General features: G+C 38.8%; 18 protein-coding genes and 1 tRNA gene. 4 read left to right on the top strand and 15 right to left on the bottom strand.

Annotated elements, in window-relative coordinates; genetic code table 11:
* Positions 1-16: 16 nt before the first annotated feature.
* From CA2015_RS02795 to CA2015_RS02835, 9 genes are all read right to left on the bottom strand, one after another.
* The gene (locus CA2015_RS02795) at positions 17-979 is read right to left on the bottom strand and encodes an L-threonylcarbamoyladenylate synthase (RefSeq protein WP_048640516.1); all 963 of its coding nucleotides are present in this window, start codon (positions 977-979) and stop codon (positions 17-19) included.
* Entirely contained in the window at positions 979-1,692 is a 714-nt protein-coding gene (locus CA2015_RS02800) for a tetratricopeptide repeat protein (RefSeq protein WP_048640517.1), read from the bottom strand. Before CA2015_RS02800 ends, CA2015_RS02795 begins: the two co-directional genes overlap by 1 nt.
* An 83-nt stretch (positions 1,693-1,775) precedes the next feature.
* On the bottom strand, positions 1,776-2,327 hold the full coding sequence (locus CA2015_RS02805; RefSeq protein ID WP_048640518.1) for an NUDIX hydrolase: 552 nt from the start codon (positions 2,325-2,327) through the stop codon (positions 1,776-1,778).
* A gap of 3 nt (positions 2,328-2,330) precedes the next feature.
* Positions 2,331-2,918, bottom strand: coding sequence for a hypothetical protein (locus CA2015_RS02810; protein WP_048640519.1), 588 nt, complete (start codon positions 2,916-2,918; stop codon positions 2,331-2,333).
* On the bottom strand, positions 2,915-4,837 hold the full coding sequence (locus tag CA2015_RS02815; RefSeq protein ID WP_048640520.1) for a RecQ family ATP-dependent DNA helicase: 1,923 nt from the start codon (positions 4,835-4,837) through the stop codon (positions 2,915-2,917). The genes CA2015_RS02810 and CA2015_RS02815 overlap by 4 nt, the downstream gene beginning before the upstream one ends.
* 65 nt (positions 4,838-4,902) lie before the next feature.
* Positions 4,903-6,879, bottom strand: a complete 1,977-nt coding sequence (locus tag CA2015_RS02820; RefSeq protein WP_169786457.1) for a ComEC/Rec2 family competence protein — start codon at positions 6,877-6,879, stop codon at positions 4,903-4,905.
* A 348-nt stretch (positions 6,880-7,227) separates the two neighbouring features.
* Entirely contained in the window at positions 7,228-7,794 is a 567-nt protein-coding gene (locus CA2015_RS02825) for a hypothetical protein (protein ID WP_053086635.1), read from the bottom strand.
* A gap of 43 nt (positions 7,795-7,837) precedes the next feature.
* On the bottom strand, positions 7,838-8,278 hold the full coding sequence (locus CA2015_RS02830; RefSeq protein ID WP_048640522.1) for a GNAT family N-acetyltransferase: 441 nt from the start codon (positions 8,276-8,278) through the stop codon (positions 7,838-7,840).
* Positions 8,275-9,237 carry a PhoH family protein gene (locus tag CA2015_RS02835; RefSeq protein ID WP_048640523.1) on the bottom strand — a complete coding sequence of 321 codons (963 nt, stop codon included), beginning with the start codon at positions 9,235-9,237 and terminating at the stop codon, positions 8,275-8,277. The genes CA2015_RS02830 and CA2015_RS02835 overlap by 4 nt, the downstream gene beginning before the upstream one ends.
* A gap of 100 nt (positions 9,238-9,337) precedes the next feature.
* Between CA2015_RS02835 and CA2015_RS02840 the strand changes: the two genes are divergently transcribed.
* The 3 genes from CA2015_RS02840 to CA2015_RS02850 all read left to right on the top strand — a co-directional run bounded on the left by CA2015_RS02840 (position 9,338) and on the right by CA2015_RS02850 (position 11,327).
* Complete coding sequence (locus CA2015_RS02840; RefSeq protein ID WP_048640524.1) at positions 9,338-10,108, top strand: SAM hydrolase/SAM-dependent halogenase family protein; 771 nt, start codon at positions 9,338-9,340, stop codon at positions 10,106-10,108.
* A gap of 166 nt (positions 10,109-10,274) precedes the next feature.
* Positions 10,275-10,356 (top strand) — tRNA-Leu (locus CA2015_RS02845).
* Positions 10,357-10,907: 551 nt separating this feature from the next.
* Complete coding sequence (locus CA2015_RS02850; RefSeq protein WP_048640525.1) at positions 10,908-11,327, top strand: hypothetical protein; 420 nt, start codon at positions 10,908-10,910, stop codon at positions 11,325-11,327.
* 135 nt (positions 11,328-11,462) lie between these two features.
* Here CA2015_RS02850 and CA2015_RS02855 read toward each other — a convergent pair whose 3' ends face one another.
* From CA2015_RS02855 to CA2015_RS02865, 3 genes are all read right to left on the bottom strand, one after another.
* Entirely contained in the window at positions 11,463-12,191 is a 729-nt protein-coding gene (locus CA2015_RS02855; protein ID WP_048640526.1) for a DUF4197 domain-containing protein, read from the bottom strand.
* A gap of 124 nt (positions 12,192-12,315) precedes the next feature.
* A complete protein-coding gene (locus tag CA2015_RS02860; protein ID WP_157470264.1) occupies positions 12,316-13,275 on the bottom strand; it encodes a hypothetical protein in 960 nt (319 codons plus the stop codon).
* A 4-nt stretch (positions 13,276-13,279) separates the two neighbouring features.
* Positions 13,280-14,431, bottom strand: a complete 1,152-nt coding sequence (locus CA2015_RS02865; RefSeq protein ID WP_240477922.1) for an MBOAT family O-acyltransferase — start codon at positions 14,429-14,431, stop codon at positions 13,280-13,282.
* Between the two features lie 546 nt (positions 14,432-14,977).
* Here CA2015_RS02865 and CA2015_RS02870 point away from each other — a divergent pair.
* Positions 14,978-16,075, top strand: a complete 1,098-nt coding sequence (locus CA2015_RS02870) for an AI-2E family transporter (RefSeq protein ID WP_048640529.1) — start codon at positions 14,978-14,980, stop codon at positions 16,073-16,075.
* A gap of 172 nt (positions 16,076-16,247) precedes the next feature.
* On the opposite strand, the gene CA2015_RS02875 is transcribed toward CA2015_RS02870, so the two are convergent.
* From CA2015_RS02875 to CA2015_RS02885, 3 genes are all read right to left on the bottom strand, one after another.
* Positions 16,248-18,896 carry a DUF7133 domain-containing protein gene (locus tag CA2015_RS02875; RefSeq protein WP_048640530.1) on the bottom strand — a complete coding sequence of 883 codons (2,649 nt, stop codon included), beginning with the start codon at positions 18,894-18,896 and terminating at the stop codon, positions 16,248-16,250.
* A 125-nt stretch (positions 18,897-19,021) separates the two neighbouring features.
* Positions 19,022-19,714 (bottom strand): phosphoadenylyl-sulfate reductase, encoded by a 693-nt coding sequence (locus CA2015_RS02880; protein ID WP_048640531.1) that lies wholly within the window; start codon positions 19,712-19,714, stop codon positions 19,022-19,024.
* A gap of 118 nt (positions 19,715-19,832) precedes the next feature.
* Entirely contained in the window at positions 19,833-20,990 is a 1,158-nt protein-coding gene (locus CA2015_RS02885) for an MFS transporter (RefSeq protein ID WP_048640532.1), read from the bottom strand.
* Positions 20,991-21,189 lie beyond the last annotated feature (199 nt).

Raw genomic sequence — 21,189 nt, forward strand, 5'->3', positions numbered from 1 at the left:
TTCAAAAATAAACATTTTATTTGGCAGCAGCCCGCCTTAACCGGTCATTTATCGCTTTCCCTAAGTGTATTTCGGGCAATTCTTCAGCTAGAATCAAGCTTGTATCTGTTTCGTCAAGTCGACGCATTGCAGAAAACAAATTCCTGGCTGCCTCATCAAAATCTCCAGAACTACTTAATGCCACTTGATTGGACGCTGGGACATCGGAAAAGGAACGTTTAAAGGAAAGAATTGCAAAATCTCCCTTTTCAGACTGATGCTGTTGCATTAGCTCATCAAGATCACCTAAAATCATGCGTTTTCTTGGCGCATAGTGACTTTTTAGCATACCGGGAGATTGTGGGTTACTGCTTGATTGAGGTAAAATAAGCACTTTACCTACTATTTCTTCAATGGCACTTACTGAAATTCCGCCAAGACGGTAAATGATAACCTGTCCCTCCTCCATACCTACAATGGTACTTTCAAGACCGACTTCACAATGACCTCCATCCAAAATATAGGCCAGCTTATCTCCAAGGTGATCCTGAACATGGCTTGCACTAGTCGGGCTAATATAACCAAAAGGGTTTGCACTTGGAGCAGCCAAAGGAAAGTCTAAGCGCTCTAATAAGCTTAAGGTAAGGGCATGATTAGGCACCCTAACCCCTACTTTCCCCAAACCGCTAGTCACCAAGTCAGGAATTATGCTTTTCTTGGTCAGCAATAAAGTAAGGGGTCCTGGCCAAAATGCTTCAGCCAAAGCTTTTAGCTCCTCTGGAATAGATTCCACATAATTATACACCTGATCTATTCCGGCCACATGTACAATTAAAGGATCAAATCTAGGTCTGTTTTTAGACTTAAAAATTTGTACAACGGCTTTTTCATCAAGGGCATTGCCTGCGAGACCGTAAACCGTTTCGGTAGGAATGGCTACGAGTTCTCCCGATGCCAATAAAGCTGCCGATTTTTCAATGTCTTTTCCAATCTCAGCCATTATTCTTTACAGAATTCGTCTAACCAATCTTTAGCCTGAGTATAACCTAGGGTAAGGGCTGTCTGCAAGTGCTCACAACCTTCCTCTTTTTTACCCAAAGCGCTCATCTCAGTCACTCCCAATAGGTAAAATGCAGCTCCATTTCTCGTATCAATCTTCGTCAACTCTTCAAGTGTAGCAATGGCATTCAGAGGATCGTTATTCCCCAGAAGTGCTTTGGCTTTATTGAACAATACCTGTGGTTGCTGAGGATCAGCATGCAAGGCTTTGTCGAAGTCTATCAGGGCATCATCGTACATCTCTAGGCCCAAAAGGGCCAATCCACGATTGTAATAAATATCCACCTGATTAAAATCAAGCCCGTTGGCCCTGTTATAATCAATCAAAGCATTTTTATACTCCTCTTTTTCCATGTATACATTCCCTCTATTAAAAAAGGGCTTGTAATTATTTTCATCCAATTCAATCGAGCGGGAAAAGGATGCTATTGCATCGTCCCATTTACCCGTTTGGAAGAAGATCACACCTCTGGCATTCCATGCAGGAGCATGTGTCGTATCGTTTTCCACCAATCTATTTAGGTGCTCAATTGCGGTATCAAAATCCTGTTTTTCCAAGGCTCCAATGCCAGCTTCGAATAATTCCTCAGAAGTTGGTTGACAGGAAACAAGAAGAAATAGGGCTATGATGCTACTCCATATATTTTTATGCATTACACTTTTTTTTGCAAAGATAAGGATTCCTTAGGGCACAATCCACAAAAGGTTAGAACAAAAAGCAAGGACATGATTAGATCCTATAGCAGGATTTCAGATTTACTGGTTTTTTCTAGCATTCTCAATATCGAGTCGTTAAATCCAACCAATTCGGCCGTCATGTCAAAACCTATCCAAGCGAGGTCTTTACTTTCTGGACTAATCACCAGTGGTTCATCCATTTCAGCCTCAATAAGAAATCTAACATCATAATGAAAATGTCTTTCCTCTTTATTGTTTTCAGGAATCACATGTCGATCAAGATCAAAAATTGACTTGTCTACCAATTGAATAGATTGTAAGCCACTTTCCTCTTTTGCTTCTTTGAGTGCCACCTCCACCAGGTTCTCATCTCCATCTGCATGCCCTCCCAATTGAAGCCATCGTTGAAGTTTCCTATGTAGTGTTAACAAGGTATGGGTACGCCTTTTATTGACTATCCAGGCAGAGGCAGTAAAATGCCCCTTTTTTCTTTCTCTTTTAAATGCGTCTGGGTCGTTTAAAAGATCCAGAAAAGCAGGCACCATGGCTTTTTCCTCCTCAAATGGTGTCCTGTAATTTTCAATCAAGCACTTTAGATTTTCTCTGTCCATATACTAATTTGCTTTGAATAATTTATCCATAAACTGGTCAAAAGGTTTGGCATCGTGGTATTGCCTATCGGAATACAAGGTCACCAAAACTTTCAGGTAGTTGGGTTTATTGTCAAGGTAAATTTTTTCTATACTTACATTACCATAGCGTTGATCTATTTTATCCGAACTGGTGTCCACCGAAACCAAAGGCTTATAATACAGCTTTTCAGTAGTACGCACCTGCTCATTGACCTCGTCAATTTTACGATCCATACTTACCATCCTGTACCCCAAACCCAATGTTCTCAAACCTAGTCCGAAAAACAATTTAGGGAAATTTTCAGGATTGAATGGTGAATCGTAACTAACAGCAAAACCATTGGCATAAGAAGTATGAAATAGGTGAACTTCTGGTTCCTTTACAATCCCGGCTTTTTTCAAATGGTAATTGTCATAAACCATTTTCAGCACCTGCTCACCTTCTTCCGCCGCCAACCAGGAGATAACTTCCTGCTCCTCATTTTCAGAGCGAGTAAAATTCTCCCTAATAACTGCCCGATTGGCATTACCAGTAAACAGTTTACCTATTAAGTCTTCAATAAATTTCATTTCTTTTTGATTTTACCATTTTTTTCGGTGGAAATCAACCCCTCATCCTCCAATTCTCTAATCAAACCTACAGAAAATTCATCTAAATTTTCTCCGATCTCAGAAAACAATTCCTTTAGTGAAAACGCCTCTCCTGCTGCTAAAGTTTTAAGTATTTTATCAATCAATTTTTTTCTGACAATTGCCTTATTAGTTTCTTTTTTATTTTGAACGCAATTGTCACAAATACCACAGGAAAAATCACCTTTCTCTCCAAAATAGTTTACAATCTGTAGCGTACGACAAATTTTATTGTTTTTAGCATATTCTATGATTTTCTGGGCTTTCTCTATGGCCTGAGCTCTTCTTTCCCCTATTCGCTTTTTATTTAAAGGCAAAGATCCCGCGTCAAGCCTTGGTGTAATAAAGGTTATTTGAGGCTGATCTTTTTTTCCGGAAAAATCCACCAAACCAAGCTCATCCATTTTTTTCAACATCCCAACCACCTCTTTCTCGGTAGTATTCAACAATTGGGCTATTTTGCTTTCTTTAATTCGGATATAATTCACAAACAACTCTCCACCATATAACCTCAACAAAAGCTTTATCAAAGGGTCCAACTTTGCATAAGCAATCTGCGCCTCATACAACTTGCTTTGGGAGACCAGAAAATGCAAGGTTGAGGGAAGGAACACACTTTCTGAAAAAAGCAAAAAGGCTTCTTCTTGAAGAACTTTTATGGCATTGTATGTAAGAGGAACATCCAAATTATAGGCTCGGGTAAAATCCAGAAAATCAAAGTCAAAACTTGTCATTTGAGCACTACCTACTGCCAACCTGTAATAATTTGCCAGGCATTGGTACACTCTTTTTAGCAAATCCTCAGGAGGGTATGCTATTTCTGCCATTTCGGCCAAAGAGATGCAGTCCATTTCCCGAACCAAAAGAACAGCAAATGCCTTTATCCCATCTCTTCCTGCCCTTCCTGCTTCTTGGTAATAGTTTTCCAGGTTCTCAGGGAAATCCAAATGAATAACCAGACGTACATTCGCCTTATCTATCCCCATACCAAAGGCATTGGTGGCCACCATGACGCGTACTTCTCCCTTGATCCAGTTGATTTGCCTTTCATTTCTAATCCCCTGATTCAAACCAGCATGGTAATAGGTTGCAGAAATCCCAAGCTGCTGTAGGTGCTGAGCAGTTTCCTTGGTCCCTTTCCTGCTTCTTGTATAGATAATGGCAGTGCCGGGCACCTTTTGAAGAATTTCTACTGCTTTCTCCAATTTATTTTCCGCCCAACGAACGGAGTAAGACAAATTATCTCTCTTGAAAGATTTGACAAAAATAGATGGCTCTTTAAGCGCTAATTTGTCAATGATGTCCTCCCTTACCTTAAGGGTAGCCGATGCTGTAAGCGCGACCATCGGTACTTTTGGAACTAAAGCCCTAATGTCAACTATTTCCAGATAGGAAGGTCTAAAATCATAACCCCATTGAGAGATGCAGTGGGCTTCATCCACTGCGATGAGGTTTACATTCATTTTTTTAAATCGCTCTATGAAAAGCTCCGTTTTAAGCCTTTCCGGAGACACGTATAGAAACTTATAGTCACCGTATATGCAATTGTCTAAAAGGGTGTCAATTTCTCTCTTATGCAAACCTGAATGGATGGCCATGGCTTTAATCCCCCTACTCTTCAATTGATCTACTTGATCTTTCATTAGGGCAATTAGGGGACTTATCACGAGACACAATCCTTCTTGCATCAATGCAGGTACTTGAAAACAAATTGATTTTCCTCCACCTGTAGGCAACAACACCAAGGCATCTTTCCTTTCTGCTATGGCAGCAACTATCTCCCCCTGAAGCGGTCGGAAATCCTGGTACCCAAAATATTTTTTCAGGATGGCTAATGCTGAAGTATCTACCTTATCCATATTGCGGCTATAAGTCCTTTGGCATGTAAATAATTTTTATCCAAATTACGCTTCATCAATCCCAATCACAAGGAGGAACCCTTATTGTTGAAAGTTATTTTAATGGCTCCCTCAGAAAATGGTTCTTTTGAATCGTATTCATCATGACTCCTCCATTTTCCATTTTTCCAGAAATACAATTGTCCATGGTTCAAATCTTTTGGTTGAAATGTATCTTTATCCAGACAAAGGGTATTTCCACCTGGTAAGGCAACTATATAATTATCAGCTGCTTTCAACATAGCAAGTTTACTGACAGGCATACCCATTTTCTTAATTCTGTGGGGAATCACATTGTACTTTATTTCAGTCGAGTCTGCTTCCCAATCTATTGAATACAGTTGACCATTGTAAAGATAGTCCAAAACCGCTCCATTCTTGAGATCATATATCACCACTTGGTCGTTTGAAACCCTATCAATCGTCAAATAAAGCCTAAATCCCCCCAGCACAAAAACCAAACAAAGCACGGTTAGCACTTGGGTTTTTCTCCTACCCTCTATCCAATGAAAAAGAAAAAAAAGTATGCTCCAAAACAGTAACATTTCGGTTAAAGACATGTACAACTTATCCATTTTGGCAAAAGGGAGCGCTTGCAACCCGAAAATCCCATAATTAAGTAAACGAATTGCCATCTCCATCAACCAGCCTAAGACAGAAGCCACGAAAGGTATGCTTGAAAAGATTAGAAAGGGAACGCCCAACGACATGATAATAAAGGCTGAAGGTATGGCCAAAAGGTTGGTAAAGATAAAATAGGTAGGAAATACATGAAAATAATAAATAGCAAGAGGAAAGGTAGTCAACTGGGCAGCAAGACTTACACTTGTAATGTCCCAAAGATACCTCTGCCATTTCTTTTCAGGGTGCCATAGTTTCCTTATCAATGGTTGAAACAATAGAATTCCCAGCAAGGCAACATAACTCAATTGAAACCCTACGGCATAAATCAAAAAGGGATCGTAAACCAACAATACCAATGCAGAAAGTGCCAGAGGATTAAATATAGAGGGGTTTCGGGAGTTCATTTGGGCCAGACAAATAAAGGTAAACATGGTAGCAGACCTAAGTACTGAAGGAGAAAGCCCGGTAAGAATTGCATAAAACCAAATGATCATCACAATGACAGCCAAATAGAGCGCTCTTTTTAGTCCTTTTTTCTTCCCTGGCTTGAACATTAAAAAAAAGAAACCATAGATAATCCCAACATGCAATCCTGAAACAGCTAATATATGCATGGCTCCAGCCGTTGCATAAGCTTCTCTCAAATTGTCATCCAAGTCTTGCTTTTGCCCTATTAATAAGGCCGTAGCAATTTGAACAGCGTAAGGATCTTTAATATAGGACACTATTTTATCCCCAAGGTATAGTCGCCAAGCAATGATCCTTGAAGACCATGAAGCCTTTTCAGGCACTGATAACACCTTGAAACTTGTCCCTATAAATTGACTGAAATAAACGTCTTTCCTTGCCATGTAAGCAGAATAATCAAACATGGAAGGATTGGAGGGGGCAGTAATTATTTGTGGATGGCCACTTACCAATAAGGTAGTCTCAGGAAGCAATGGTTCAGGAGATTGGTGGTAAATTTGAATTTTCCCACTTGCAGGATGCCAACCATCGCTTGTTTCTACTGCATAAACTACAAGCATATTCCCAAAACTATTAGGTTTGACTTGATCCGCCTCCTGCACCTCTGCAATGTAATTTTTCACCTCAGGGAAATGAATCAGATGCTCCTGCATCAAATCCACATCCTTGGTTGAAGCCACAAACATCCCTAAAAAAGTCAAACACAAATAGGCAAGAACAGGTAGGGAAATTTGAAAATAAAGCTTTCTTTCAGGCTTATAGGCAAAGGTTAGTACAAGGTAAGCCCCAAAAAAAAGCGACAAACCTGGTAGTAAATAAGGCCCTATAAACTCCCGAGTTTGGGGATACAATAGAACTCCACAAATAAAAAAAACAGTATACCTAATAAAAGGAAATTCATTGAATTTCATGATTTGAAAAGAAAATTGGCAAAAATCTACCGCAAACATTTCCCTCTGAACAAACCATTCAGAACCCCTGCCTATCTACATAACTGTAGACAAAGCCCGCTTAAGCATCAACCCGAGAGGCATGACAAAACAAAAAGCATGAACAAAGCCCTCTTGGCAGCAAATTATAACGGTGAAATTTCACTTTTATAAACGATAAAAGTGACATTAAACGATTGCACCTGTCACTTATTCTTTCCCACGACCATTACACAAACTAATGTTCCAGGGAAGAATTTAACCAACTTTAATCTTAAAATCAATAAAACAAAAATAAATCCAAGTATTTCAGCACTGTAAATCAGTCAATTAAAACCTAAATCCTACAGAAAACCCGGCATTGAATTCTACTGGATCGAAACGATCGGAAACTTCACTGTTGAAACCTCTTGCAATGCTAACATAAGGCCCCAAAGCAAATTTGTCGTTATGCACCCACTTGTAACCTCCACCAAATCCAATAATAAAGCTATTGAGAGAAGTTTCTACAATATCATTGTTATCAAATTTTTCAGTAAAGGATCCTCCTCTGTATTTCAGAAAAGGGAACACATAAATCCCTGACGGATTAGATTCAGTTACAAAATAATAATTGTAAGCCAGGGTAACACTAGTTGATTTAAAATCTTGTCCTTCACCACTGTCTGACACATAGGCAAATCGATCCATAAAGGTCATTCCAAAACCAATGGATTGGTTGCGATCCAAGAAATGCTCATAACCCAATTCCAACGAACCAATAAAAATAGTATTAAAAATATTCAATTTGATTTCATTTCCCGGAAGTTGGGGATCATCAAAGGACTGTGCATTTGCCTGAAAACTACCAGAAACCACAACCACTATCAATACCAACGCACCTATAAAATTTCTCATAAAAAACTGTTAGCTTTAACGTAAATACTTCTTTTTAAAATTATTATCCTGGCATGTACTGCATCAGGTAATGATCGATATTGCATTCCACAAAAAGGTCACCCTTTTTCACAAATCCAAATTTTTCATACAAACCTGAGGCAGTCACTTGACCATGCAAATATATCGTTTTATTCTTACTTAATGGATTGGCCAAGACATCATCAAGGACTGCTTTTACCAACATTCCTCCACCACCATGCCCTCTATATTCCTTTAATACGGCAAACCTTTCAAGTTTAACGCCATTATCTGTAAAGCGCCACCTAGCTGTTCCTACAGCCAAATCACCATCTTGCACTATGAAATGGATGGCTGCATTTTCATGCTCGTCAAACTCTTCGTCGGCTTCTACTTTTTGTTCTTTGACAAACACAAGATTCCTGACTTGAAAAGCTTTCTCCAATAAGTGCTTATCTGTAATTTTTCTAACTGCTAAATTCATTTGGTTGGACGGGCTTCAACTTCATTTTTCTCGTAAGCTTCTATTATAGACTTCACAAGTTTATGCCTTACCACATCGCTTCCAGAAAGCTTCACCACACCAATCCCCTTGACACCATTGAGAATACGTAGCGACTCACTAAGGCCGGATTTTTGACGGGAAGGAAGATCTACCTGAGATTGATCACCAGTGATGATTACTTTTGAGTTAGGCCCCATTCGGGTCAGAAACATTTTGATTTGTTCAGACGTGGTGTTCTGGGCTTCATCCAACAAGACAAAGGCATCATGCAAGGTTCTTCCTCTCATATAAGCCAAAGGCGCTATTTCAATCACCCTATTTTCCTGATAAAACCTTAATTTTTCAGTAGGCACCATATCCCCCAAAGCATCATATATAGGTCTCAAGTAAGGATCCAGTTTTTCCTGCAAATCACCAGGTAAAAAACCTAAATTTTCACCAGCCTCTACTGCAGGTCTGGTAATTATTATTCTTTTTACTTCCCTGTTTTTAAGTGCCCTAACAGCAAGCGCTACAGCAATGTATGTTTTCCCCGTACCTGCGGGACCTAAAGCAAAGACAAGGTCATTTTTAAATGAGGAGTCTACAAGTTTTTTCTGATTGGGTGATTTTGGCCTGACGATCACTCCCTTATTCCCGTAGAGAATAATGGAATTGTTGCTCTCAGCCTTCACCTTTGGCGTACCTTCCAACTCAATGTACTCTTTCACATTCTCCGGAGTCATCTGACCGTACCTGTTAAAATGCTCAAGAAGCATATTTAAGATATCATTAATTTTCAGAATCTCTGGTGCTTGTCCTTTGATTCTTATTTCATTGCCTCTGGAAACAATTTTGCTTTGCGGAAAGGCCGCAGAAATCTGCCTGATATTTTCGTTTTCCGATCCTAGGAAGTCTAGGAGGGAAATATTTTCCAATGTTATGACTTTTTCTACCAATATATTTTCTTCTGTTTAGCTAATTCTAAAAACAAATTAAAAATACCTATTTTTGTGCATCCTTAACGCAAAAGTACGAATTTTTAATTGACTTACTTATATGGCTTTGGTAACATTCATTTCGGATTTTGGAAACTCAGACTACTATGTACCAGTAGTCAAAGCCAAAATGCTGTCCATCAATCCCCAATTGTCTATTGTAGACATTAGCCATGATATTGCCCTATACGATATTGCCCATGCTGCTTTTTTACTACGCTCTACCTTTAACGATTTCCCAAAGGGAACTGTTCATTTGGTAGCCTTAAATACTACAAGTAGCATCACCGACGGCTATATAGGAATAAAATTAAACGAACATATTTTCATAGGTCCAAACAATGGTGTATTGAGTATGCTTGCGGACCATGATCCAGGAATAATTGTTAAATTTTCTGACATACATATTAAAAACAGTTCCTTCCCTGCGAAGGACATTCTAGCTCCAATAGCAGCTAAGGTAGCTAGTGGGGCAGCCATACATGATTTTGGAGGTCCCTTGCAGAGCATAAAAAAAATGATGGGCCGCCACTTCAAAGCGAGCAAGAAGCAAATTGTAGGTTATGTACTTCGGGTAGACATCTATGGCAATTTGATCACCAATATCCCTAAGGACGTTTTTGATAAATTAAATCCAGGTAAATTTGAGATTGTCTTTGGAAGGGAATCTGTACATCAACTTCAAACCAATTACGATGAGGTAGAGCCAGGAGATTGCTGGGCCTTCTTCAATAGTCTAGGTTTATTAGAAATCGGGATCAACCATGGTCATGGGGCAGATTTATTAGGCATGAGGTATGACAGTCCTATTCTGGTTAATTTTGAAGTTTAATTTTTTAATCACCAATTGATTAATCAACTAATAGTCAGAAGGAAGGCCTGACAGGCTATAAAAAAATAAAAAAAAGAGGTCTTCAAGCAGATAAAATATTTGTTTGTAAAAAATTCTTTGCACATATTTGCATCCCATTCAGCAAGGAATGGGAATTACCACAATTGCCCAGGTGGCGGAACTGGTAGACGCGTTGGTCTCAAACACCAATGCCTTCGGGCGTGCCGGTTCGATTCCGGCCCTGGGTACAAAAAACCCCTTTAGATGCAAATCTGAAGGGGTTTTTGCGTTTGTAGAGGTAAACTAACTAGCTAAACAATCTTAGCTTGTTATTACTTATATTCTAATGTCTCTTTTTGCTTTATTTCCTGATCTTCCTGCAAAACTGTAATCAATTCAACTCCAAGCATGATTTCTTCACCTTTAACATACTTACCTCCTTTTAAGCTCAAATCTACTATTTTCTAGATCATCCAACTCTCTCCACCCAGCCAATAGGCAACTTGTAGTATGGAAAGTTCAATACAATCACTTTTCTAAATCATCTACCCGTTGATTTATATTTAAGTCCTTCAATTTGAAATACACTATAATTCATGAAAAAATAAATTGCTAGAACTATATTTCTCCTAAAGAAATGAATCCTTTCCAGCATCAATGGTTGTACAAAACCTGAAAGATTCTAACCATCCACAACCTTTGGCCCATCAATTAATACCCCCGGAAAAAGGAAGTTTTGTGATTTTCTTTCAATATTGCATGGGGAACGGATTCCTTACCTTTTAAATAAAAATGAAGCATGAAGCCATTAATTCAATTTTCACTTCTTTTATTATTATTTGTAACATTGGGCTGCAATGGCCCTATCGGGGTATCTTCTGAACAATTGGAAAGTTTTGAAACCAAGTTAACAGCTACAGATTTTTTCTGGCAAAGCAGGTATGGAAGCTATATTGATTTTCAGTTCAGGCCGGACGGAATCGTAAAAGCCCTTATCAATGGAAAAGCAGACTCTAAAATCAGCGGAAAATGGTCTTTTGACAGTAGCAGTGGGGAATTACAAATTGCTTGGGAAGGTGGTAGACAATACGCTTCCATTGTAAAAAATATTGATGACAACTGGGGCAAAATTACTTTTGCATCGAAAATCCATGAATTTGGTGACAAAACATTGACGAGGCTAAAACTCCTAGACGACAGGTTTAGTGAAAAAAAATAAATTTCTCTTTATGGGAGTCAAAGGCATAGCTCATTGACTTCACATAAAAAAAAGGAAGCCAAGTAAAATAAACCAGTTTCTCGGTTTTTCTTAGTTGGCTTTCCATAATACGATTGTTGATAAATCTACCTAAACTTATTCCCCAGCACTATCCTGTGCAGCAAAAACTCTTTTCAACAGGGCTGTAGTCCTTTCTGCAGGGTTTTCACGTATGGCTTTTTCTTCCTGGGCTACAAGTTGAAAAAGACCATTGATAGCCATCTGCGTAACATAAGCATTCAAATCCGGATCTAATTTCCTGGAGGTAGTCGGGAAGGAATTGTACCTACCTACCAGGTCTCCATAATACTTAGTAGCGCCCACCTGATCCAATGATTCCTGAACATGGGGTTGAAATAGGGCCGTTAATTTTTCTGTAGTGGTTCTTTGCAAGTATTGGGTTGCAGCATCATCCTGTCCTTTTAAAATATTCCATGCATCTGTAATGGTCATCTGCTTGATCGCCGCTATAAAGATAGGCTTGGCCTCTTTGGCTGCATTTTCTGCTCCCCTATTAATGGTCATAATCACCTTGTCAACTTCAGACCCAAGACCAATATTCCTGAGAGTAGCCTCTACACGTTGCACATCTTCAGGCAATGCTATTCTTATCAAATCGTTCTTAAAAAATCCATCTGTAGTTGATGCCAAATCGGCTCCTTCTGTCACCCCTTTTATCAAGGCTTCTTTAAGCCCATTCCCAACTTCATTTTCTGTAAGTGCCGATTCACTGGCTGCGGTCAAAAATTTATTAACTTCAGCAGCAGTACAACCAACCATCGAAAAAACTACTAGTACAAAAAGTACCTTTGATAAACGCTTCATTATTGTTTTTTAAATTGAAAATATCTTCAAGAGATCAGAAAATCAATTATTATGCCAGAAGTCCAACATTCCGAACTGATGTGACAGAACAGCTCATCATCAGTAGAATTTTAAGAAAAATTAATTAATGGTCAATCTGATTCCACTTAACCATTATCTCTTTTATCAAGGTTTCCTGCCCTTTTATACTTAAATGACCATGATCGATATAGTTGGACACATCACCAGAAAAACCGGAAAATTCGGGCTTATTGAAATTATAATAACTGAACAATTTCTCCTTTTTCACATTCGTCCCAGAGAGTATATCTTCCCAATAATTATCCATTTTATCTCTATGCTCAAGATAAATGGGATAAGGTACCGGATGATAATAAATGAAAGTTTTAATATTATGTTTCTGAAGTAAAGTCAATAAGGTCTTGAAATCTTTTCTATAACTACTACCGATTTCAAATTCATTGATTTTCACATTGTCTACTTCTTTAGCAATTCTTCCCGACACATCCTCCACTCTAAAAAGCGATTCAAAGGAATTGCTCCCATTTACTTCGTATTGATTTTTAGGGTATTTACTGGGCCAGAGATCAAGATTTCGAATAACTCCCAAACCATAAACCCTCAAAAGGTTTACTGACCCAAAAGCTTTCCAGTAGGTGTCAGGATTCATAAAATCTGTACCCTTAGCCCCAGTATCAGCTGTCACATAGGGATGAATACACACAATTGCTTCTTTAATGGTGTCATTGTTCTCCAATATATTGCTCGCCAAGGACAACACATTATCCATCCTCGCTCCCATTAGGCTAAGATTGTAATAGTTTTTATCAGGGATGACTTGAGGGTTGAGGTTGGCGGAAAGGGAAGGACCAAGAATCATTCCTTCAAAATGTTTAGGGATATGATTGAAAGTCATCAAGTATTTTGAAAACCGCTCTTCTCCATAGACCCTTACTTTATCTTTATCCCTAAAATCAAATAGGCCAAAAACATCAAGAAAAACATTTAACGCACCAAATAGCAACACAATGCCAATGCAGGCAGAAAGTAATAAAAGAAAGTATTTTTTAAACTGTTTTTCCATTGGCCTAAAAGTCAAAATATAAAAAGTCATTTTTAACAATGGAGTTTAAGTAAATCACATTTAGCAAAAACAACAATACATTAAGTAGCAAATAAGTAAGGGTAGGTTTAAGCCTCCTACCCATTTCAATGGCATTTGGAACAAAAAGCAAGACCACTCCTGCTATCCATACTGGAAGGTCATAGTAGTTACTTACCAGATAAAACCCTTCCGTACCGGGCACTTTACTGAACATTTTATACAACATTTCTAGGGAGCTACTCCATGAATCAGCTCTAAAAAACACCCAAGTAATGTTTACAAACATAAATGTTAACAAAAGAGCTGGGATCTTTGGCAAAGCCATCCCAAGTTTAGACCATTCCCTATGAATCACCAATGCTATACCATGCAAAAAACCCCAGAAAATAAATGTCCAGCCTGCACCGTGCCATACCCCTCCTAAGAGGAAGGTTGTCATTAGGTTAACACTTGTTCTGAAATTGCCTTTTTTATTCCCTCCTAAAGGGATATATACATAATCTCTGAGAAACCTACTTAATGTCATGTGCCAGTTTCTCCAAAACTCCTTAATACTAAGTGATTTGTAGGGAGAATTAAAATTTTGTGGAAGTCTGATATTAAACAATAGTCCCAAGCCAATCGCCATGGCTGAATACCCACTAAAGTCAAAATAAAGCTGCATCGAATAGGCAAGAGAGGAGGCCCATGCTTCTCCTGAACCCAAAGTAGAAACGTTGGCATATCCTTTGTTAGCTATTTGAGCAAAACTATCAGCAATTACGATTTTCTTGGCCAAGCCCATCATGAAAACAAACAATCCCCGAGAGAGGTTGTCGTAATTCAATTTTGTCAGGAGGGGATTCCTGAACTGCCCCATCATTTCGGTATGGTGCACTATGGGCCCGGCTATTAACTGTGGAAAAAAAGACACGAACAAACCGTAAGAAAACAGGTCTTTTTCTTTCTTGGTTCCTTTATAACTGTCTACCAGGTAAGCGATTTGTTGAAAAGTATAAAATGAGATCCCGAGAGGTAAAACCAAATTGAGGTAACCTAGAGAGAGATCAGGAACAAAGTTCAGGTTATAAATTATAAAATCGGTGTATTTAAAAAATACTATACCAAGTAAATTGATGGTTATACCAAAAATCAAGGTTTTCTTCTGTCCGGGATAGATTCTTTTTGAAATTAAATAATTGAATGCAATTGAAAAAAAGATCAAAAACAAATAAGCAGGATTCCACCAACCGTAAAAAAATAAGGAGCAAATTAGTAACCAAAGACCCGTGAAAGGTGACTTAAGCCTGGGTCCAAAGAAATAAAATACAAATAAAGTTATAGGTAAAAACCCTAAAAGAAATTCAAAAGAATTAAATAACATTTTATTTGAAGTTCAGCTAAAAAGTTACAAATAATTATAAATGTTGAATATTTCTGTGGCTTGTGAACAATCAGAAACTTCAACCTAAAGACGAAGTAGAATCAGGTACTTACAATTCGATTACATCGTAGTGATCACCTTAAATATTATTGCTCAACTATTAACTGACAGCCAAACAAACTTTTAACACAAGAAGTAAATCTAAGTAAATGCGCTCATTTGATGAAATATTATACCTGAAAAAATAAATTTTCAGTTTTACAACCTATTTCAATACAAATATAAACTATTTAACTATAAATTGTAATAAAGATACTTATGCAACTCTCCTTTCAAAAAGCCTTTTATGCGCTTGCTTTTGTCTTTCTGCTTTTATTTGCCATGGTTTTGGCAAAAAGTGTACTGATATCTTTATGTTTTGCCCTTTTGCTTTCCTTTATTCTTCACCCTTTACATAATATACTTATGCGCAAGGGTGTGCCTATTATTCTCGCTGCAATTCTGGTCCTCTTGACCTTCTTTCTGATAATTTTGGGTGTTTTCACCTTTTTCTCAGCAGAGATAATTTCACTCTCAGATGAATTAACAAATTTCGGAGATAAGTTGATGAATCTATTTTCTGATTCTATTGTCTATTTGAATGAAAACGTCAGCTTTTTAGGCAACCTAGAAAAAGATAAAGTCCTTTCTGATGCCAAAACCTGGGCCAAGGACGGCGCAACGGAAATTTTGGGCACTACTTTTAGTAGCACAACCAGTTTTTTCACCGGACTTTTCACTACAATTATTTATACCTTTTTATTCCTGATTTACAAAGAAGGACTTGTATCTGCCTTTAAACGTTTCGCCCCGGAAAATAAAAAATCAGAGTACCACCACATGCTTAAAAAAATCCAGTTGGTCGGTCAAAAATATCTATCTGGCATGCTGACACTAATCATTATACTTGGTTTTGCCAACAGTACAGGTCTTTGGATTATAGGTCTAGACAACCCTTTCCTATTTGGCTTTTTAGCAGCCTCTCTATCCATAATACCTTATGTAGGCACCACTCTTGGCGCAAGCATCCCGGTTCTCTATGCCTTTATGTCTAAGGATGAGTTATGGGTTCCCATAGCTGTGGCGATTATGTTTTGGCTTATTCAAGTAATTGAAAGTAACTTCTTAAGTCCAAAAGTGGTAGGAAATAGTGTTAATGTAAATGCCCTGGCCGCCATATTAAGTTTAATTATAGGTGCTTCAGTTTGGGGTGTAGCAGGAATGATACTGTTCCTGCCTTTTGCAGCCATGCTCAAGGTTGTTTGCGATCATTACGAACCACTACAACCACTAGGCATGCTATTGGGAGATGATCAATTCAATGATAAAAGTAGCAATTCACGCTCTTGGTTCTCAAAAATAAAGGACAAGTTTTAACCCGAAATATGCAATAGACATTCTATTACGTGCTGAAATCGCTTTAAAATCAGGTAATCAATTCCCATAGGAATAAGTCCTTTCCGCTAGCCAGGTATTGTAACAAAAAAAACCCAATAGAAGCTGCCATATATCTTCTATTGGGTTTTTTATTATTAATTAGGTCTATGCCTTATTTCTGTTCCGAAAGATAAGTTATCAAAGATGCAAATTCTTCATAAGATAATGCATTGGCCAATCCACTAGGCATCATTGACGTTTCTAGTTCAGTACGTTCTTTAATATTGTCTGCCAAAATGGTAAATGCTTGTCCTGCAATATTTCTGATAACAATGCGCTCAGCACTCTCTGCTGTCACAAAGCCTACATAAGACTTATCATCCTTGGTATCAATCATAACCGTTGCAAAACCCTGCGAGATGGAAGCATTGGGCTTTAGAATAGATTCAGCAATTTGCTCTCTAGACATGATGCTACCAATTTGCCCCATGAACGGTCCTTTCATTTGCTCATCAGCAGAAATACTATGGCAGGCTTTACAACCCTGTTTTTGGAAAATTGCCGCTCCTTTGACTGCATCTCCTTTCACTTCCTGCATAGCAAGAAGAATATCCTCTATGGAGGATTCCCCCACCTGACCTTTTTGGTTTTTAATCTTCTCCAGGTCAAAATCTGGCTCTTCTATGATTTCTGTTACCGAAAATTCACCACCAAACTCGGTAATTCCCATTCGGTTTTTCTCATTGAGCATTGCTATCAGGTCTTTATCGCTTTGGGAGCCGTTCTCCCATAGGTTTGTAAACAACTCTTTGATTTGCGCCGACTCAGACCACAACACTGATTTGTAATACGGCCCATGTGTATCTGGCCTGGTTCCCCACCACCAAGAACCATCGTATGGCGCTTCCTTAGTATACAATCTTGCCAAAGTAGTCAGTATCCCGTGTTTCAATTCAAGGTCTTCTGTACTCGACCCATTAAATTTAGCAACTAGCCCTGCAACAGCATCCTTAGAATGCATATAACGTAAAGCCCAAAGAGCCAATTTAGAATTTCCTGATCCAACCGCTGCCAAACTTTCCTCGTCAGCATCCAATTTCACCAATGCCCTTACCGCAAGGTGGGACAAAATAATATCTGAGTTAGGAGTGGCATGTGGTCCTTCTTCTCCATATTTTGGAGCTTGAAAAGAATCCGGCACCTTGGTTTTTAATAATTGAGGAATAGCAGCCTTGTTTCCAATACGTCCCAAGGCTATTATAGCAGCAGCTTTCACCCTTACAGAAGGATCATCTAAAGCTTCTACAAATGGTTCGATAGATAGTTCACTCAAAAATTCTTTGCGGTCAGTAACGGCTCGGATTACATACTCTTTAAGCTGCTCATCATTCATTAATTTCATCAGCTGAGGAATAGCCTCTACTCCCTTGATTTGGGTATAGGCATACATAGCAGCGACCCTCGCGAAATCAGCTGCGTCTTCATCATTGGCTAATTCCAATGCTGCTTTTGCAGCTTTATCAGAACCTCTATTAATGAGCTCCTGTTGTGCATAAATCCTTATCGTAGCACTGCTTTCGCTAAGCATATCCACCAAATCGTCTATATCTGCTGAAGGAAGATCTGGCATTTCACTGTATTCCAAAACCTTTGGAACAACCCTCACTACATACCCTTTACTTTCATTACCAGAATATCCTGCTCCATCCCAAGCAGCCATAAACATTCTACCAGATCCATCAATATCCAGATCCGTTACTTGTGGTAGCTTGAAAAAAGGTGTTTCACTTTGAATATAAGACGGACCATCTTCGGTCACTTTATGAATATAGACATGGCTTCTACCCCAATCTGCCATAAGTGGGTTATTATTGTATTTTTCAGGCCATCTATTGTCATTCAAAAACAAAGCACCCGTACCAGAACCACCTCCAACATCGATAAGCGCTGGAATAATTTCTTCGGTGAAGTTTTTAAATAAAACAGGATATCCATATTCACCTGACTGGATTTGATGGATAAATCGAATGTTCCATCCACCACCGTCATTGGTATTGCCACGAGTAAACATGTTCATGTATGGATCAATGGCCACATCGTAAATATTTCTTAGACCATGGGTATAGATTTCCATTTCAGTACCATCAGGACGGACCCTTAAAACGCCTCCACCAAGCATGGTCATTTCAGTTCCTTCCCTATCTATTGCTCCATGAAAACCGAAATCACCAACAGCAATGTAAATCCAACCATCAATTCCTAGTCGAATCCCGTTGGTCGCATGGTCTGTACCCCTGCTTCTCAAAAATTTTGGTGAGCTGATATGTTGAATTAGCGGCTTGGAAGGACCGTCTGCAACACCGTCTCCATCATTGTCTTCAAATACGACAAGATCCATACCGGTAGCTAAGCTGTCTTCCTTTGAGAAAACCGTATGAAGCACATACAGCTTGTTGCCTACAGAAATAATCCCTCTGGGATTGTCCACTTCTGCAAAGACAGTGTGAGAATCCGCCTGGCCATCGTTGTCATTGTCAATAAGCTTAACAATTCTTCCTTTTCCGGGGGTTTTTCCTAAAGACCCTATCGCATCCACACCCACATAAACTTCCCCATAAGGCGAAACAGCCAAACATGCAGGGCTAGGGGTTATGTCTGGACCAGAAAATGCCTGAACAGCTAAATCTTCAGGCCAGTCCAGGGCTTTACTTAGAGAATCTAATGAAGTAGAGGTTTGAGACTCAATAATTTCAACCTTCTTTTCTGGTTTACAAGCAAAAAATACAACCAGAAGAGAAAGCAAGAACAAGGATTTTTTCATTGGGCTTAAGTTTTTTATAAAATCAAAATTATACAAAAAGCAAAGCCCATCCAAAAATAGGAATGGGCTTTGCGTTAAAAATACATTTATTTTTCACAATAAAACGCCAACTATAGTTACAATCCTTACAAATGAAGCCCGCATTCCGTTTTTGGGCTATTGTTCCAGCGTCCACTCCTATCTTCTCCAGGAACAGTACAATGCTTACATCCTATGGAATGATATCCGAAAGCGATTAGTGGATGAAAAGGAAGTTCGTGCTTTTTAATATAGGCATCTCTCTCTTCTTCAGTGACGTCTAATAATGGGTAAAATTTCAGGATCCCCCCACGCTCTTCAAAAATATCTAGTGAGGCTCTATGGTCACTCTGCCAGCTCATCAGTCCTGAAACCCACACTGAAAACCTACTTTTAATTAACTCAAGAGGCTTCACCTTGTTGATGGAACAACACAATTCAGGGTCAGTCTCCCAGGTTTTATTTTTACTCGTAAACGCATGATCTTCTTTTCCTGCGCTTACAGACTCCACACTCAGTCCATAAAGTTCAGTTAACTTTTCCCTGTACTCAAGGGTTTCCGGAAAGTGATAGCCTGTATCAATAAAATAAATTTTTTGCTTTGAATTACTTTTAGAGAACACACTTAACAATAAAGCTGAAGTTGCCGCAAAGGAACTGGTAAGCATTACATCGCTAGCATCAAAGTCGACATACAACTGTTTTACCCGTTCCTCAACCGATAAATCTCGGTACTTTTCATTTAGGGCTTTTATCTCTTCCTTTGAATAAAGTTTTTTTGAAATCAAGGATTCCTGCATGCCAGGTGTTTTTATTATTCTACAAAACCTACCGATTTGGTAGGTATTAAATTTTCGTAAAAATAGTGATTAATTTCTAAAATGCAATAGCCAAAATTCCAAATCATAAAGGTTCTTTTCAGATGGCTTTAGGAGTAAAACTCTTTTTACCTACCCAAACCCAAAAGGTGACCATCAAGCCTACCAAAGACATCAAAGCAAATGAGGCCTTCAAACCGATCCACTCCGCAATAAACCCTATTAGCGGAGGGCCAAGTAAAAACCCAAAAAAGGAAATCGTGGAGACCATTGCAATGGCTATACCTGTGGGCAATGAAGTAGAATTAGCAGCAAGACTAAAGCAAAGAGGCACCACTGCGGCTGTACCCAACCCCACCATTAAAAATCCAAAAATAACCACCCAAACCTGAGGATAAGTGATCGATAATATTAGCCCAGTAAAAATCATAATACCAGAACCTTGTAAAACCCTAATCATCCCAAACCGATGTGCCAATTTATCTGCAGCAAACCTGCCTATAGCCATGGCTCCCATATAAGCAATATAGCCGGTTGGGACCAGATATGCTGGGGCTTGCACAACTTTATTCATATAAACCCCTGACCAATCAAACATACAGCCCTCACACATCATCCCACAAAAACCTACCATCCCTAATTTAAGTAAGGTTTCGTCAGGTTTTCTCCAAACAAGTCCTCTCACCGAACTGGTCTTGTCCGGTACCTCATCCACAAATCCATTTCGAAAGATAAAAATCACAATTAAACCAACTAAAAATATAATAGCATAATGCTGATATGGGCTTAGTTGAAGATACACCATCAGCCCTCCTACTCCAGCACCAGCAAAGCCTGCCAAACTCCACAGTCCGTGTAAAGAACCTAGGATATTCCTTCCATAATCCTTTTCTAGGTTGAGCGCTTGTGTGTTTAAGGAAATATTCATCATATTCCCAATCATCCCAAAAATAAAGACCATCACGCTCAAGAAAAAGGCATCCATAGAAAACCCTATCCCGACTAACACCAGGACATACAAGGACAAACCTACCATCACCACCGACCTGCTACCAAATTTGATGACAGCCCAAGTAGCCAAAGGTAAGGCCAGTAAAGAACCTAAAGGGAGTCCCAAAAGCACGGAACCAAGCTGCCCCTCACTCAATGAAAATTTTTGTTGAAAATCAGGAATCCTGGATGCCCAGGAAGAAAAACACAACCCTGTGAGGAAAAAGAAAGCGCCTGCTGAAATTCTTCTTGTTTTTAATTGCACCATGGATTCTAAATAATTCACAAAGGTAAGAGAGAAAATGAATGAATACCAAAGGTGACTTTTAACTTTTCGTAAACTTTTGCATGAGTTTAAGAAGAAGTCTACATAAAGTCTAAATCAAGGAACAAACCCAATCAATTCACACATTATCAATTACTTACACTGTATCAATATAAACTCAACAGGTAATAGATGGTCAATT

Origin of the sequence: Cyclobacterium amurskyense (assembly GCF_001050135.1) — a bacterium.
In the GTDB taxonomy this organism is placed as follows: domain Bacteria; phylum Bacteroidota; class Bacteroidia; order Cytophagales; family Cyclobacteriaceae; genus Cyclobacterium; species Cyclobacterium amurskyense.